At 32.0% G+C, this 16,547-nt stretch carries 18 protein-coding genes; 12 read left to right on the top strand and 6 right to left on the bottom strand.

Annotated features, from left to right (window positions below):
- From CIGNP85_RS05650 to CIGNP85_RS05620, 9 genes are all read left to right on the top strand, one after another.
- Positions 1-485, top strand: a 485-nt coding sequence (locus tag CIGNP85_RS05650) for a WYL domain-containing protein (RefSeq protein ID WP_141031749.1), incomplete at its 5' end; no start/stop codon positions are given.
- Between the two features lie 126 nt (positions 486-611).
- On the top strand, positions 612-3,050 hold the full coding sequence (locus CIGNP85_RS05645) for a BspA family leucine-rich repeat surface protein (protein ID WP_201790152.1): 2,439 nt from the start codon (positions 612-614) through the stop codon (positions 3,048-3,050).
- 35 nt (positions 3,051-3,085) lie between these two features.
- Positions 3,086-4,789 (top strand): BspA family leucine-rich repeat surface protein, encoded by a 1,704-nt coding sequence (locus CIGNP85_RS05640; RefSeq protein ID WP_086287358.1) that lies wholly within the window; start codon positions 3,086-3,088, stop codon positions 4,787-4,789.
- Positions 4,790-5,134: 345 nt separating this feature from the next.
- A complete protein-coding gene (locus CIGNP85_RS05635) occupies positions 5,135-5,968 on the top strand; it encodes a BspA family leucine-rich repeat surface protein (protein ID WP_086287356.1) in 834 nt (277 codons plus the stop codon).
- Between the two features lie 99 nt (positions 5,969-6,067).
- Complete coding sequence (locus tag CIGNP85_RS05630; protein ID WP_086287354.1) at positions 6,068-7,606, top strand: DUF2779 domain-containing protein; 1,539 nt, start codon at positions 6,068-6,070, stop codon at positions 7,604-7,606.
- Positions 7,607-8,106: 500 nt separating this feature from the next.
- Complete coding sequence (locus CIGNP85_RS08450) at positions 8,107-8,499, top strand: AAA family ATPase (protein ID WP_201790154.1); 393 nt, start codon at positions 8,107-8,109, stop codon at positions 8,497-8,499.
- A 46-nt stretch (positions 8,500-8,545) separates the two neighbouring features.
- Positions 8,546-8,932 (top strand): ATP-binding protein, encoded by a 387-nt coding sequence (locus CIGNP85_RS08445; RefSeq protein WP_201790096.1) that lies wholly within the window; start codon positions 8,546-8,548, stop codon positions 8,930-8,932.
- 8 nt (positions 8,933-8,940) lie between these two features.
- Positions 8,941-9,216 (top strand): ATP-binding protein, encoded by a 276-nt coding sequence (locus tag CIGNP85_RS08440; protein WP_201790095.1) that lies wholly within the window; start codon positions 8,941-8,943, stop codon positions 9,214-9,216.
- A 240-nt stretch (positions 9,217-9,456) separates the two neighbouring features.
- Positions 9,457-9,681 (top strand): hypothetical protein, encoded by a 225-nt coding sequence (locus CIGNP85_RS05620; protein ID WP_086287352.1) that lies wholly within the window; start codon positions 9,457-9,459, stop codon positions 9,679-9,681.
- Between the two features lie 31 nt (positions 9,682-9,712).
- On the opposite strand, the gene CIGNP85_RS05615 is transcribed toward CIGNP85_RS05620, so the two are convergent.
- The 6 genes from CIGNP85_RS05615 to CIGNP85_RS05590 all read right to left on the bottom strand — a co-directional run bounded on the left by CIGNP85_RS05615 (position 9,713) and on the right by CIGNP85_RS05590 (position 12,783).
- The gene (locus tag CIGNP85_RS05615; RefSeq protein ID WP_141031745.1) at positions 9,713-10,171 is read right to left on the bottom strand and encodes a hypothetical protein; all 459 of its coding nucleotides are present in this window, start codon (positions 10,169-10,171) and stop codon (positions 9,713-9,715) included.
- Positions 10,172-10,271: 100 nt separating this feature from the next.
- Positions 10,272-10,697 carry a hypothetical protein gene (locus CIGNP85_RS05610; RefSeq protein WP_086287349.1) on the bottom strand — a complete coding sequence of 142 codons (426 nt, stop codon included), beginning with the start codon at positions 10,695-10,697 and terminating at the stop codon, positions 10,272-10,274.
- 276 nt (positions 10,698-10,973) lie between these two features.
- Positions 10,974-11,246 (bottom strand): AAA domain-containing protein, encoded by a 273-nt coding sequence (locus CIGNP85_RS05605; protein ID WP_272888189.1) that lies wholly within the window; start codon positions 11,244-11,246, stop codon positions 10,974-10,976.
- A gap of 159 nt (positions 11,247-11,405) precedes the next feature.
- The gene (locus CIGNP85_RS05600; protein ID WP_086287344.1) at positions 11,406-11,735 is read right to left on the bottom strand and encodes a hypothetical protein; all 330 of its coding nucleotides are present in this window, start codon (positions 11,733-11,735) and stop codon (positions 11,406-11,408) included.
- A gap of 149 nt (positions 11,736-11,884) precedes the next feature.
- Positions 11,885-12,475: a hypothetical protein gene (locus tag CIGNP85_RS05595; protein ID WP_086287342.1), complete on the bottom strand. Its 591-nt coding sequence runs from the start codon at positions 12,473-12,475 to the stop codon at positions 11,885-11,887.
- Complete coding sequence (locus CIGNP85_RS05590) at positions 12,475-12,783, bottom strand: hypothetical protein (protein WP_086287340.1); 309 nt, start codon at positions 12,781-12,783, stop codon at positions 12,475-12,477. Before CIGNP85_RS05590 ends, CIGNP85_RS05595 begins: the two co-directional genes overlap by 1 nt.
- Positions 12,784-13,251: 468 nt before the next feature.
- Here CIGNP85_RS05590 and CIGNP85_RS05585 point away from each other — a divergent pair, with 468 nt between their 5' ends.
- From CIGNP85_RS05585 to CIGNP85_RS05580, 3 genes are all read left to right on the top strand, one after another.
- A complete protein-coding gene (locus tag CIGNP85_RS05585) occupies positions 13,252-14,187 on the top strand; it encodes a helix-turn-helix transcriptional regulator (RefSeq protein ID WP_086287337.1) in 936 nt (311 codons plus the stop codon).
- Between the two features lie 3 nt (positions 14,188-14,190).
- Positions 14,191-14,331: a hypothetical protein gene (locus CIGNP85_RS08350; protein WP_179187379.1), complete on the top strand. Its 141-nt coding sequence runs from the start codon at positions 14,191-14,193 to the stop codon at positions 14,329-14,331.
- An 84-nt stretch (positions 14,332-14,415) separates the two neighbouring features.
- Positions 14,416-16,542 (top strand): DNA/RNA helicase domain-containing protein, encoded by a 2,127-nt coding sequence (locus CIGNP85_RS05580; RefSeq protein ID WP_086287335.1) that lies wholly within the window; start codon positions 14,416-14,418, stop codon positions 16,540-16,542.
- Positions 16,543-16,547: the final 5 nt, after the last annotated feature.

Here is a 16,547-nt window from a genome sequence, read left to right as displayed (position 1 = left end):
AAAAACTTCAAATTAGATTAAACTATGCAGGTAAGTTTCGCACCATAAACCCTTTAAAAATCGCACTTTTTGGAGGTTTTTGGTATTTAGTATGCGAAGAAGATGGCTTTGTAAAGACATTTTATTTAAAAGAGTTAGAAAATATCGAGCTATTAAATACACATTTTAAACTTTGTACTGATGTAAGCAATGTATTGAAAAATGCTAATTCTGTATGGTTTAGCAATGCAGAATCCTTTAGCGTTAAGCTGTTAATAAATTCACAAATATCTAAATATTTGATTCGTAAGCCATTAAAAACACAACGAATTATAGAAAAATGCAAAGACGGCTCATTAATAATAGAAATCTACGCAAACGATAAAATGCAAGTAAAGCCTATAATATATGAATATTTGCCACATATCACACTTTTAGAGCCACTTTGGCTAGCAAATGATATAAAGCAAGAATTGCAAAGTTATATAGAAAAACTTGAAACATAGATGATTAATATTTACAAATATAAAAAGTTACAATTTTCTACATAGAAATTTAAAATATAGACAATTAATGTCTAAAAATGTATTGTAATATTCTAAAATTAAACCATAAATAAACAAGGAGAAAAAATGGCAGAAATGAAAACAGAGCAAAAAGATATTATGAGCTATCTTTCTGGGAATAAGTTTTTAATACCTATTTTTCAAAGACCATATGCTTGGACTACAAATGAGTGTGAGCAATTGTGGAACGATATTGTAGAGTTTTTCTTATCAAAAGGTCAAGACGATGACGACGATGATAAGCAATATTTTTTAGGCTCCATTGTAATGTATAAGCAAAATAAGGAACAGCATGTTATAGATGGACAGCAAAGAACAACTACGCTAATGCTATTGCTTAAGGCTATATATGATAAGACAATACAAAATGCTAGTAATGATAAAAATTTAGAAGGCCTACAAAGAATTATTGAGAAATGTTTATGGGATATTGATTTTGGATCAGGTAAAGCTAATAAAGAAAAATCTCATTTCAAAAGTGAAGTGGCAACTGATAAAGATAAAGAAGTCCTAGAATCAATTTTGCAAGATACATATACCTTGCCTAATGATATAGATAAGGTTATAAGGGATAAGAAAACATCTGCTTATGAGAGAAACTATCTTTATTTTGTTTCAAAAACACAAGATTCAGATATTACAATTCGTTGGTTAGATTTTTGTCAAACACTACTTACGCAATGCATTGTATTGCCTATTGAATGTGATGGATCAGATGATGAAAAAAAACTTGAAAACGCATTAAGAATCTTTAATACGCTCAATAATCGTGGTATGCCACTAAGTGATTCTGACATATTTAAAGGCATTATCTTTAAAGGCAAAAAAACAAGCTCGGATAAAGCAATCTTTGCAGAAAAATGGAAAGAGATTGAAGAATCTCTTAAAGATAATGAAGATAAAGATATAGATATGAATTTTATCTTTAGAAATTATATGCACTTAATACGAGCTAGACACAAAGATAGTGGCAATGAAATGGGATTAAGGCAGTTTTTTGCAAGTGATAAAAACTATAAAGATATCTTGCGACAAGATGCAACAATGAGCGAGATTGAAGAGCTAAGCAAATTTTGGAATGGCGAATATAAAGATAAGCTTAGCAAAAGATCCTTGCAATTCTATGAAGTGTTAGAGTATATACCAAATGAGTATTGGAAATATCTTGATAGCGTATATTTTATGTATTGCAAAGATAAAGGACTTGACTACTTTAAAGACCACGAGCAGTTTTTGGCTAAACTTATCGCAAATCTGCTTGTAAAACTCATCAACAAGCAGTCTTTATTTGAAGTGAGACCGATAATCTTTAATGCCTATGCATCTTTATATGAAAAAGGCGAGATAGACTTTAAAACAAATACAAAAGAGATTTTAGAAAATGAGATATTTAAAAATCAATTTCTTGGAGCAAATAGTCTCATAAGAAGTCTTTTAAAACTCTATCTATACTTAGAATACCCAGAGCAAGAAGTAGGCATTCATGATTTGCATATAGAGCATATATTCCCACAAAAATTTAGAGCAGACTATAAAGGCTGGGATAAAGCTGAAGCAAAGCCATTTATAGAATCTATTGGTAATAAAATGTGGCTTGATCAAAAGATAAATATACAAGCAAGTAATGACTATTTCGATAACAAAAAAGAAAAATATGCTAAATCAGAAATTTTAGAAGCACAAGAATTAGCTAAATATCCTAAAAGTGATTGGCTAAAAGAGGATATAGAAAAACGCAGAGATAAAATCTATGAAAAGCTAGTAGCCTTTTTTAGAGAAAATATTGGTGGTTCAAGTAGGTCTGATAGCACAAAAGCGGTAAATACAAAATTTCAACCAAAAACAAAAGATGAGTTAAAAGAGCTAGTAGATAACCTTGAAATCAATCTAGGTGATATTGATACAAGCCTTATTACTGATATGTCAAATTTGTTTAAATACATGGACAGAAAGGATTTTAGCGGTATTGAAGCTTGGGATGTTTCAAAAGTTACCAATATGTCTAGTATGTTTAGTGGGGCGAAATTCTTTAATATGGATATTTCGCAATGGGATGTAAGCCAAGTAACTGATATGAGCAATATGTTTAGCTTCGCAAAGACTTTCAACAAATCATTAAATAACTGGAATGTGTCTAATGTAGAAAATATGAGGTATATGTTTTTTGAAGCTAAATCTTATAATCAGCCTATGAATGCGTGGAATGTCTCTAAAGTTACTGATATGAGCTTTATGTTTGCAGATGCTAAATATTTCAACTCTGATATATCTAATTGGGATGTGTCTAATGTAACCGATATGAGCTATATGTTTAGGAGTGCTACTTTCTTTAATCAACCATTAAATAACTGGAATGTATCTAAGGTTACTGATATGAGTAGTATGTTTGCAGATACTAAAAACTTTAATCAACCATTAAATAACTGGAATGTCAGCAATGTAGATTACATGGATGATATGTTTGACGAAGCTGAAGCTTATACCTATGGGGAGTTAAAGAAATAGGGTTTAAAATTTGAAGAAAATTTACAGGAGAAAAAATGGCAAAATTTCAACCAAAAACAAAAGATGAGTTAAAAGAGTTATTAAAAAATCTTGAAATCAATCTAGCTGATATAGATACAAGCCTTATTACTGATATGTCAGAGTTATTTGTAGATGTGGGTCGAAGTGATTTTGGCGGGTTAGAAACTTGGGATGTATCTAATGTTGAAGATATGAGTGGTATGTTTAAGGGGGTTGCACCTTTTAATCACTCTATAGATTCTTGGAATGTTAGTAAAGTCAAAAATATGAGAGAGATGTTCACAGAAGCTTTTTCATTTAATCAACCACTAAATAGCTGGGATGTATCTAATGTTGAAAATATGAGCAGAATGTTTTATTATGCTATTTCATTTAATCAACCACTAGATAACTGGAATGTATCTAATGTAGCTGATATGGGTGGAATGTTTAAAGATGCTGAGAGCTTTAACCGCTCTATAGATTCTTGGAATGTTGACAAAGTCAAAAATACGACAGAGATGTTTGTTAGAGCTTTTTCATTTAATCAACCACTAAATAGCTGGGATGTATCAAATGTTACTGATATGAGCGATATGTTTACACAAGCTAAAAACTTTAATCAGCCATTAAATAACTGGAATGTTTCTAGCGTGACTAATATGAGTAGCATGTTTGAGAGTGCCGAAAGCTTCAACCAACCACTAGATTCTTGGAATGTTTCAAGTGTAATTAGAATGAGCGGTATGTTTGCAGCAGCTAAAAATTTTAACCAGCCACTTGAAAAGTGGGATGTATCAAATGTAATTTACATGGGTAGAATGTTTGAAAAAGCTAAAGCTTTCAATCAACCACTTGAAAAGTGGGATGTATCAAATGTTGAAGATATGAGTTATATGTTTGCAGAAGCTAAAAGTTTCAATCAGCCATTAAATAACTGGAATGTATCTAATGTAACTGATATGAGCTGGATGTTTGGATGTGATAAAGATGTCCCTGATTATTTGCTAGAAAATTTCAATCAACCATTAGAGAATTGGAATGTATCTAATGTAACTGATATGAGCGGAATGTTTGCTGGTGCAGTAGTTTTCAATCAACCATTAGATAACTGGGATGTGTCTAATGTAACTGATATGAGTAATATGTTTGGCGGTGATGATGAAGATGCGACTGGAGCTAAAGCTTTCAATCAACCACTTGAAAATTGGGATGTTTCTAATGTAGAAACGATGCGTTGCATGTTTTGCGGAGCCGAAAGCTTTAATCAGCCACTAAATAATTGGGATGTATCAAGTGTTGGGGATATGAGCGATATGTTTTGTGGAGCTACAAGCTTCAATCAACCACTAGATGCTTGGTATACAGGGAATGTATACAATATGAACGGTATGTTTTGTGGCGCTATAAGCTTTAACCAGCCGCTAGAGAGTTGGGATGTTAGCGACGTAGGCGATATGAGTCGCATGTTTGCTCGTGCTGAATCTTTCAATCAGCCATTAAATTCTTGGCGTGTTTTCAGTGTGGAAAATATGGAAAGCATGTTTGAAGGAGCTACCTCATTTAATCAGCCATTAGAGGATTGGGAAGTATCTAGTGTAACTAATATGTATAGAATGTTTAGAGATGCTACAAGTTTTAACCAACCGCTAGATTCTTGGGATATTAGCAATGTAGATTGGATGGATGATATGTTTGAAGGAGCCAAAGCCTATACCTATGGAGAACTAGAAAATTAAGTAGATTTGTAAAAAGTCAATTTTTGAAATTGACTTTTTATACTAAAATAGGAATTTTATTAATATAATTTTGGCTTTGTAACATAAAATTTTATTACAAAGCCAAACATGAAAATACCTTAAGAGTTTTTATCATAAGTATTTTGCGATCCACGCTTAGAGCCAACAGAGTAATTTATAAAAGATATTTTGCAATACGCCGAACTTTTTAGTGAGCATTATATTAATTTAAGGATTTAAAGCAAGACAAGTTTTTAGTCTACTGTGAGCTAGATTAGATTTGCTATTGTAAAGGATCTTAAGAAAACTCAGAGAGCTCGTAATTTAAAATCAAAGGAGTTAAAAATGGCAAAATTTCAACCAAAAACAAAAGAAGAGTTACAAGAGCTAGTAGATAACCTTGAAATCAAGCTAGGTGATATAGATACAAGCCTTATTACTGATATGTCAGATTTATTTTATAACACAGACAGAAAGGATTTTAGCGGTATTGAAGCTTGGGATGTTTCAAAAGTTACCAATATGTCTAGTATGTTTAGTGGGGCGAAATTCTTTAATATGGATATTTCGCAATGGGATGTAAGCCAAGTAACTGATATGAGCCATATGTTTATATTCGCAAAGACTTTCAACAAATCATTAAATAATTGGGATGTGTCTAATGTTGAAAATATGAGTTATATGTTTTTTGGAGCTAAATCTTATAATCAGCCTATGAATGCGTGGAATGTCTCTAAAGTTACTGATATGAGTAGTATGTTTGGAGATGCTAAATACTTCAACTCTGATATATCTAATTGGGATGTGTCTAATGTTGAAAATATGAGTTATATGTTTTATGGAGCTACAAACTTTAATCAACCATTAAATAACTGGAATGTATCTAAAGTTACTGATATGAGTAGCATGTTTGACGAAGCTGAAAAATTCAATCAACCACTTGAAAAGTGGAATGTATCTAAAGTTACTGATATGAGTAGCATGTTTTCTGGTGCTAAATATTTCAACTCTGATATATCTAATTGGGATGTGTCTAATGTTGAAAATATGAGCTATATGTTTTATGGAGCTACAAACTTTAATCAACCATTAAATAACTGGAATGTATCTAAAGTTACTGATATGAGTGGTATGTTTGAAAGAGCTAAAGCCTATACCTATGGAGAGCTAGAAAATTAAAACAATAAAAAAGTATAATATGCTTGAAAAAAATGAGTTAAAAAAGTCTGTAAATGTCAAGAGTGTATAAAATATAATTCACTAATTAAAGGAAATAAAATGGGTCTTTCAAAATCTCTTTATGTAAATGGCATTCAATGCCCTAAATTAATGTGGCTAAGCAAGCATCGCAAAGGCGATGAGAGGGTGTTTGAGCCAAATGCTAGTTTGGAGGCTATTTTTGAGCGTGGTAATGAAGTGGGTGAGCTAGCTTGTGAGCTATTTGCTGGTGGTGAGCGTATAAAATGGGAAAACTCTACTTTTGATGAAAAAATAGCCCAAACTAGTGAGCTGATCACAAAAGGCACTCGATATATTTATGAAGCAACTTTTAGTTTTAAAGGCGCTTTGATTATGGTGGATATTTTGGAGATTTTGCCTAGTGGCGAGTTGGTGATAAATGAAGTCAAATCAAGCACCATTAATCCATCAAGGCCTCAACCAAATGAAGCTTATTTAAATGACATAGCTTTTCAATACTTTGTTCTAGCTTCACTTGGATATAATGTCAAAAATGTAAATTTGATTTGTCTTAATAGCGATTATATAAGGGGCGATGAGCTTGATATTCATCAGTTATTTTATATCCTTGACCTTACGCAAAATGCTAAAGAGCAGTTTAATAGTATAAAAGAAAATGTGGAGCATTTTGAGAAAATCTTAGAGCAAAAAGATGAGCCAAAGCGCGATATAGGCATACAATGCGGTAAGCCGCATGAGTGTGAAGCAAAAAATTATTGCTGGGGGCAAGCTGGTGCTTTAGTAGAAGGTAGCGTTTTTGATATAGCCTTGCTTGGTGGTAAGCAAAAGTTTAATAGACAAACTCTTTTTGAGTTATTTCATAACAATATAAAAACAATTGATGAAATTAAAAATTTTGATAAAATTCCACCTTATTTTTTAACACAAATCAAAGCTCACCAGCAAAAACTAAGAATAGTGGATAAAAATGCTATAAGAGAGTTTTTATCTACTCTTAGCTATCCGATCTATCATTTGGACTTTGAGACCTTTCAAATAGCTATTCCGCTATGGCGTGGGACTAAACCATACGAGCAAATACCATTTCAATACTCTTTACATATAGATAAAGGTGATGGAAGCACTCCTACACATAAAGAGTTTTTGCCAAATGAGTTTTGCGATCCGCGTTTGCAGCTAGCAGAGCGATTGGTAAATGACATACCAAAAGATGTATGTGTATTGGCTTATAACGCCAAATTTGAAAAAGGCGTGCTTAAAAGCTTGGCTACTATCTTTCCTAATTTAGCAGAGCATCTGATGGCTATACATGATAATATAAAAGATTTAATGCTGCCATTTGATAAAAGGTATTTTTATGATTATAGGCAAAATGGAGGTTATTCTATTAAAGATATACAACCTATACTAGCACCAAGCATAGATGAAGGATATAAAGCCCTAAAAGCAAAAGGAGAAATCTCTAATGGCGGTGAAGCTATGCAAGCTTTTCCTAGTTTTAAGGATAAAAGCGTTGATGAAATACAGGAGTTAAGAAAACAGCTTTTAGCGTATTGTGGGCTTGATACTCTGGCTATGGTGAAGGTGCTAGAAGGGCTAAAAGAGTTAGTTGAATAAGCTTTCATATTGCCTGTCATTGTGAGCTTTTGGCAAAGGCAAAAGCGTGGCAATCTCAAAATTCAAATTTAAATCAAATTCGAAAACCTTAATGCGAGATTGCCGCAGTCGTTTCACTCCTTTACAATGACGCTAAAAACATACAATAATTTATGATGTCTAATTAACTAATTAGCAAACTATACGCCACTAAATTAACTATTAATTTTAAATATATAGAGCTTTACTCAAAGCCACGAATTTGTAGCATAACCTCTAAATTAGTTCGCTAAATAGCGTAAAACTAGATAAATATAAGATAAAAATTTTACTAATACCTCAAAATAATTTTGTAATTAAAATGAAAAAACTTCTATAATTTCATAAGTTTTTTCATTTTAATTACAAAACTTTGCTATAATACTAGCAAAAAATAAAAAGAGTAAATATGCAAAAACTTCATAATAGAAAACGCTATTTTGATGAGCTTTTAGCCCATAAAGATAAAGAGTTAATAAAAAATCATCACAGGCATTAGACGCTGTGGCAAATCTAGCCTTTTAGAGCTTTTTAAAGAGTATTTAAAAAAGCAAAATGCAAAGTTCATACATATAAGCTTTGAGAGCTTGGAATTTGAGCATTTAAGCGATTACAAAGAGCTATATAAACATATAAAATCAAAGATAAAAAGTGGGAAATATTACTTGCTTTTTGATGAAATTCAAGTAGTAAAAGATTGGCAAAAAGCGATTGAGTCCTTCCGCTTGGATTTTGAGTGCGATATTTATATCACTGGTTCAAACTCGCATTTGCTCTCAGGCGAGTTTAGCACTTATCTTACTGGTCGCTTTGTGGAGATTAAATTACTGCCGCTCTCATTTGCTGAGTTTTTGATTCCACGAGCTTGGCAATAATCTTAGTTTAGAAGATAAGTTTCAAAAATATTTAATTTTTGGAGGTATGCCTATTTTAGCTCAGTATAAAATGGACGAAATAAACTCATTTCAAGCCTTAGAGGGTATTATCTCATCAATTTTACAAAAAGATATTTTGGCAAGATGCGATGCTTCATATATCTTGCTAGAAAAAATCACAAAATTCCTAGCTTCTAATATAGGCTCTCTTACAAGTCCAAATAATATCAGCTCTGTCCTAACAAGCGATAAAAATAGCATTTCACGAAATAGCGTGGATAAATATATCAAGTTACTTACAAGCTCATTTGTGTTTTATGAAGCAAATCGTTATGATATAAAAGGCAAGGCTTTGCTAAAAACTGGGCAAAAATACTACATTGCTGATACTGGCTTTTTGGGCGTAGGGATAGCGACTTTGGGCATATTTTAGAAAATATAGTGTTTTTAGAGCTTTTAAGGCGTAGATATAGCGTCCAAATAGGCAAAATCGGCGAGCTAGAAATTGACTTTGTAGCAAGCAATCCAAAAGAAAAAATCTATATCCAAGTCTCGCAAAGCATAATAGATGAAAAAACTCTAAAAAAAGAGCTAAGAGCACTACAATCTATCCCAGATAACTACGAAAAAATCATTATTTCAATGGATAAAAACTATACCTTATCAATAGAAGGCATAAAGATCAAAAACGCTACGGAGTGGCTTTTAGAAGTTTAGAGGGTAGCCTGTTTTTTTTATAAACTTTTGAAATTTTTTATAAATATTTTTAAGCTAAGGTGTATGGTTTGCCAATTATACACCTTGAACTTTTAAATATTTTATAAAAGAAAGCACCATATGAACTTTGTAGATAATATTTTGAAAAACACATCTGGCATGCAAACTTACGAGCAAGAAAGAGATAAAAAAGTAAGAATGTATGCTGATTTTATAATCAAGTTTTGCACGGATGAATAATTGAGCGATAGTGATGATTTTGCAATTCCTTTAAAAGATAAAGAATACGCAAATGAGGCTATAAGAATAGCAGCCAAAGAACTAGGTTGTGCTTACATAACGCTAAATCCTACTATTTTGGATAATATAGAAACGGAAAAACTTTATATGGAAATTTATGGACTTAAAATAAGAGAAAAACTTAAGTTTTTATATACTGCGCTGATGAAACTATGGATATGCTAATTGAGGGCTAATTGTAGATAAATATAAATCTTTAAGATTTATATTTATCTACAATTAGCCAGGCAGAAAGAGCGGCAAATATGTTCTCATTCTCATTAGATTTGCTTTGGTTATTTTTGTTATCAGCAGATCTTTTTTCTATCTCTATTTCTAGTTCATTTACTAATTTTTCTAATCCTGAAATATGATAATCAATAGATGAAGATTTTATTTGAGATTTTGCGGTGCTAACACCTAATAAACCTTTTTTTATCCAGCCAGCAAGAGAATGGTCTTTATAATTTATCTGCTCAAATTGATTAGACGCCAAGGCTCTTTTAGCATCATGCTGAGATATTCTAGCTTGTGATAATTGTGATTTTTCAAAGCGCAACAAAAGGCGTAGTTCATCTACACTAACTTTATCCCCGACAGCATATCTTTCATAGATATTTCTTGCTCTGGCTTTTTCTTCTTCATTTAGCCTATCTATTATTACTTGAAAGCTCATTTTCAAACTACCTTCCATGTATATGTATTTGTTCTATTATTTCAAAAACACTATCATGTCTCTTTTTTGCTTCTGGGTCGCTCTCCCACTTATGTAGCATTTATCTCCCCAATGCCTTGTCGATCTTTCGATCGACGTTTTTGAAGACATCATGTATCTTTTTTGCTTCTGGGTCGCTCTCCCACTCATGTAGCATTTCTTCATATGTTTCTATTAGCTTTTTTGTTGTTGAGATATTAAACTTGATAGCTCCGGTATTCATATGCTTAGCACCAGTGGATAAAGCCATAGCACCCTTTGTGATAAAACCCCAAAATGAGTGGTTATTATAATTTAGCGAGTCAAATTTATCTCTTGCTATTTCTTTATCCAGCTCTACTAGCCGATTTTCCATAAGCTCTATATCATGCTTTAAATATCTAATCAAAAGTCGCAAATCATCCAAGCTTACAGGCTCGCTATGCATTTTTGATTTTATTTCCTCAGCCCTAGCTTTTTCTTGTTCACTCATAAAATATTCAAACATTATTTTTAGCCTTCCAAACACTCACACTTAATGCGTTTTCTATTATACACTTTTTTGATTTAATATTCCTTGTGGACAAATTAAGCTCTTTTTTAAAAGCTCTTTGAATATTTTTATCTCTCATAATATACTTTTTTTAGCATCCATGGAATGTTTGTTCCATTGATTTCTATATAAAATTATAGTTTTTATTTTAGACTTATTTTGTCTAAAAGATTTTTTTATTACAAGAACTACTTTTTAAATAGCTATTTTGTTGTGATTTCTCAAAACTTATTATAAATGAGCATTAAAAATATCTTCTATATCGCTAGAATCAATCCTAGCAATATTTTGCGCTAAAATGCGGAAATACGGCAGCGATGACCAAGCTTTAAAATCCCCTATAACAAAAAAGTTCTGCCTAGCCCTAGCAAGTGCGACATTTAGTAAGTTTGGTCTTTTTGCCGCCCAGCTTCTAGCACCTTCGCTAGTGTCGCCAAGGACTAAAACTACAACCTTTGACTCTCGTCCTTGCATTGTGTGTATAGTATTTGTTTTTAGCTCGATGTTAGATTTTGCTCATGTTTACCACATTTACAAAGGGCGTAATAACGCTAATATCGCTAATTTTACCCCTAGTTCTGTGCTTATAAAATGCCAAAAATGCTTTTAGAGCGTTAATCTCCTCAATTCTCGCATTACCCTCATCTGCTTGACCAGTCTCATTTACATTGTAACAAAAGTCATAGACGAATTTGTTGATATTTTCGCTATTACCAAGCCTAAAACCAAAAGCTCCCCAGCTTTTTTACCCCAGTATTTACTAGCAATAGAGCTAAAATAATCTACATCCAAAAGCTTGCCAAGCAAATTCTCATCTATATCATCTGGGTTAGAAAGCTCTGCGCTTACATTTTCTACTGCTAGATTGTTTGATGAAAAAATCGTCATATCAAAGCCATAAAGCCTAGGATTTAGCAGACCATTTATTGTTATTTCATTCTCGTCAAGCTTAGCAAGTTCCATTGCTCTAGCTGTAAAAATACTAGCACACATTTCTTTTAAAATCGTGGTTTTACCAGTTCCAGGAGCTCCATTTATCGCATAAAATCCAGTATTTTGCCAAAAATCATCCCTGCTAGCTAGATCAAAACGCTTAAAGACTGAGTTTATAGCAAAATTTTGTGAGTCATTTAGCCTAGCTTTTAGCGGAAAAGAGCCTGCTCAAAACTCGCTTTTTTGCAGATTTGAGACAAAAAACTCCCTGCCATACTCACTGCGCCAGTAGCTAGGTAGCTATCTAGCAGGTTATTTGAGCCTTCTTCTTTGCTATAAAGCCCTATTGCGTCTCTAATGCTATCAATGTAAAAGCTATGCATCATAGGAGTGTATTTTGAGCCTGTTTTTGAAGAGATAAAGATACACTGAAGCTTATCGCTAACAAAGAGCTCTTTTTCTCCTAGCATTTCTTCGTATATCTGGCTAGCTTTGGCGTAGAACTCGCTTAACTCATCAAAGTCTAGGCTGATATAAAAATGCTTTGATTTCTCTTCTACGGCTTGATTTGGCTTAAAATCAAAGCGATTGTTTAAAAATCTATCTTGCGCCCAAGAAGTAAGTTTGTTGCTAAAAAGTCGTGCACTACTGCCATCGCACAAAGAACTAAGCGTCTCAAACTCAATCTCCTCAGTTATCAATGAAGCTACCAATGGAGCTAGGCTGAGATCTGAGCTATTTACCCTCTCGTGTGCGTCAAAGATGCAAGTTTTGGTGTTAAAATCAATCTGTTCAAACACTAGCGCAAAGCTAGCACTTTGTCCGTCTTCTTCGTTTGGCGTATAGGCATTAGCGAATTTTTGAGCTTTTTTTGGATATTTTTTGTGGGGTAAAGTGAGCCAAAGAGCGCAAAAGTGATGATTTTGTTATTATCAAGTCTATAAAAGGCGTCTTGCATATGCCTTGTAAATATGCTTTTTTCAGTATTTATTACTACTTTTGATTGCTTATCTACACGCTTTGGGGTAGGCTTGTCTGCTTGTTTTGGAGTTAGCGTCTCGCAAAGCAAAAAATACTTCAAAATATTTACTTTTTCTATATTTGACACGATTCACCTTTAAAGATTTATTGTTTAGATTATATCAAAATTATAAGAAATTGCTTTGCTAATTTTGAAATTAGCAAAGCAAGTCTAAAATAAAAGTAAAATTGTAAAGTAAGTTATTGACTTATTTTGTCAAAATTTTATATTTTTAGAGATTTAGTTTAATTTATGATATGAGAATTTTTTGTAAGTTAAATCCCTTAAACTAGGTCAGTTGTTTTAAATAGTCAAAAAATCATCAACTTAGAAAAATTCATGATTTTACCGATATTTGCGGGTTTATGAAAGTACCTAAATCAAAATAAGTGGTATTTTGATAAAAGCTTGAATAAATTTAAGCTAAGAAATTCTAGATTTGCGCAAGAATTATTGCCAGGAATTCTAGATTTTTCCTTAGGAATTATAGAATTCTCATAATATGTCCAAAAAATATATTATAATTCCACAAAAAAAGAATAAAAAGGACATAATATGACTAACCAAACAATGAGGGTTTTGGAGCTTTTAAAGCGTTTTAATGATGGAAAAATGGTAAAAATCTCGGAGCTAAAAAACCACGCTTTGTGGGAGGGCAAGAGCGAAAAAACTATTCGCCGTGACCTTGATGTAATAAAGCAGTATTTCCCTGATGGTTTTACTTGCGTGCGTGGCGAGGGTGGTGCGTATAGGGCTGTCACAAAAGATGCTTTTGAAAATTTTTTGGACGCTAAGACGCTTAGCTTTTTTGCCCTTGCTTACAATCTTGCTAGCAAAAATCAGCTTTTTTCTAGCTTTGGCTTTGATGAGAGGACAAAAGAAGCCCTAAAAGCCAAGCTAAAAAGCACGAACGCTTGTTATAGTTTTGTCTCACGCCCTTTTGAGAGCATAGAGAGTAAGGCTGAAATCATAAAATCATTAGAGTTTGCTATCACACATAAAAGAAAGATAAATCTAAAATACAAAAGCGAGCAGAAAACTTTGGAATTCCAAGAGATAAATCCTTATAAAATCGTCTTTATGAGTGAGAATTTTTATTTAATTTGTGCTAGCGAGCTTGGGGTTAGCAAGTTTCGCATAACGCAGATAAAAAGTGTGGATATTTTGAGTGCGACTTTTCACGCAAATGCTGATATAAGCGAGTTTATAGAGAGCATTCAAACACCGTTTTCTGAGTTTGGCAAAGAGCCTATAAATGTAAGGCTAAAAATATTAGCGCAAAAGGCAAGATTTTTTAAGGCTAAGAAGTTTTTTAAATCCCAAATGATAGAAAAAAGCCTAGAAAACGGCGATATAATTGTAAGCTACAAGATAACAAACTTTGATGAGATAAAAAGCTTTATCCTAAGCTGGCTTGGTAGTATAGAAATCTTAGAGCCAAAGGCATTAAAAAATGAAATAAACGAGCTTTTAGAGAATAAAAGAGTATGAGCAGTGACAGCAATAGAAAAAGCAAGCAAGATGACGCTAAAAGAGATTCAACAAATGAGTATAGAGGATTATGAAGCATTATTGAAACAATGTTTAGAAGAGATGTATCCGAAATATGCTCAAATCCTGCTGAATAGATATTAAGAAGATTCAGATGAGTTCTTGCGAGATTGTTTGAAACCAAATGTAGCAGCTACAGCGATGATGGGATACTAAAAGGATATAAAAATGGCAAAAATTTTTCCTAGTTTAGATGAAATAAAAAACGGTAGAGTAAAAGCACAAGCAGGTGAGCTATATTTGCTAGAAGCCCTAGGCAAAGGACTAGATGACACATACGAAATATATTTTCAGCCACTACTAAATGGAGATTTTCCTGATATAGTGGTTTTTAGAAAAAATCGTGGTGTCTATATCATCGAGGTTAAGGATTGGAATTTAGAATGCTATGAATATAAAATAGAAGAAAAAAATGGCAAACCAATAGAAACTATGTATGTAAGAGAAGAACAAGCCAGAATTAGAATTCCGATGAACCAAGTAAGAGAATACAGAGATAATATAAAAGATATATACAGCGTAAAACTTTATGAAAAAATACTTTTTTATAGATTAAAAAGTGCATTGGAGCAAGAGAATACACCAAATCCAAATTTCATAATAAACACAGCTGTGTATTTTCACAAAAGCTCTGAAAACCAAATAAAATCTTGTTTTGGAAATTTAGATAAAACAAATTCACCAAATAAATATGTAAAACTATTTGGATATGACTCAATAAATTTACTTATTAAAAATATAAAAAATAAAAGCGAGGTAAATCTTGAGGGTAATTTTGATGAAGTTTTTGATGAAATAGCAGAACTTTTAAGACCATCATTAGATTATATAGACCAAAGAGCCAAAGTCAACAACAATAAGCTTAGCGCAGAGCAGTTGCAATTAAGTAAATATTCGCAAGGCATGAAAAAGAAAATAAGAGGCAAAGCCGGAAGTGGAAAGTCTCTAATACTAGCAAACCTTGCTATAAACGCAATGAAAAGTTTAGAACAAAATAATAGGTATAAAAGAGTTTTGGTTTTACACTATAATATCACTTTAAGAAATAGACTTAGAGATATGATTTCTAGACAATACGGACAATCTTTTGGTGATAAAATTTGGATAACTCATTTTAATGACTTTATCTCAAAAGCATTAAATTTTCATGATATTGAACCATTTGTAATAAGAACTAAAAAAACAAAAATTTTACCAAGTGAAAGAAATATAGAAAATAAAGAAATAATAGAAATAGATTCCATGGATTTTAATGAATATATGAAAAGTGCTATTAAAGATTTATATGATTGTAAAATAGATGAGATATTTAAACAAGATGTTATTTTGATTGATGAAGGGCAAGATTTTAAAAAAGAATGGTTTGCGCTTTTAAGAGATAAGTTTTTAAATAAAAATGGCTCGTTTGTTATATTTGCTGATGAAAAGCAAAATATTTATGAAACTGATTATGGCGAGGAAAGATTGCCAAATACTGGCATCAGTGGTAGGTGGAATGAACTTAAAAAAACTTATCGTTCAAATTATAATTTAATGAAATTTGCTTTGGAATTCCAAAAATATTTTTTAGAAAACAAATATCAATTAGACTATGAAGAACACAAAGAAATAAATGAAAATCGTCTTGATCCTGACTATTATGGGCAGGTTTATATAGAAGATGATATAAAAAATATAAGCATACAATCTATTGTCAATAGAATTTTAAACTTAAGAGATGAAATACACATAAGTGATATTGCTATTCTTGGCTCAAAAGTAAATGCCTTACAGCATATAGACTATAAAGTTCGCAAAGAATGTAGATTTAAAACAAATACTGTATTTGCAAACCTAGAAACGATGCAAGAGATATATAAAAATATGACAAAAAGGATAAAGGAAGCACAAGACAAAGGCTATTTAGATAATAATGGAATAACTGAAAAATTCTTTTTTGATGTAAGGATGATGAACGCCTTTAAAGCAAAACGACATGAAATAGATATGAGAACATTAGAAAGATTTTACAAAAACCCTTCTGCTTTTTTATCAGCAATAGATGATGAAATAGCAAGAATTAAAAAATTTGCCTTTCAAGCTAATTCTGGAAAAATAAAAATTTCTACAATTCATAGTTTCAAAGGATGGGAATCTTATGCTACAATTTTACTTATCGGAGAAAAAATGAATCCGGAGCTAATATATACTGGTATAACAAGAGCAAAAGAAATTTTATATATTTTGAGTGGAAATGTGGAATTTAATAATTTTATAAAGCAATTTAACCGAAATAAAAATAAAATAATATTTTAAAATAG

It is taken from the genome of Campylobacter sp. P0085, from assembly GCF_002139495.1.
Classification (GTDB): Bacteria; Campylobacterota; Campylobacteria; order Campylobacterales; family Campylobacteraceae; genus Campylobacter; species Campylobacter devanensis.
Note: the sequence above shows the minus strand (reverse complement) of the source record. Positions and strands in the feature narration are given on the sequence as shown.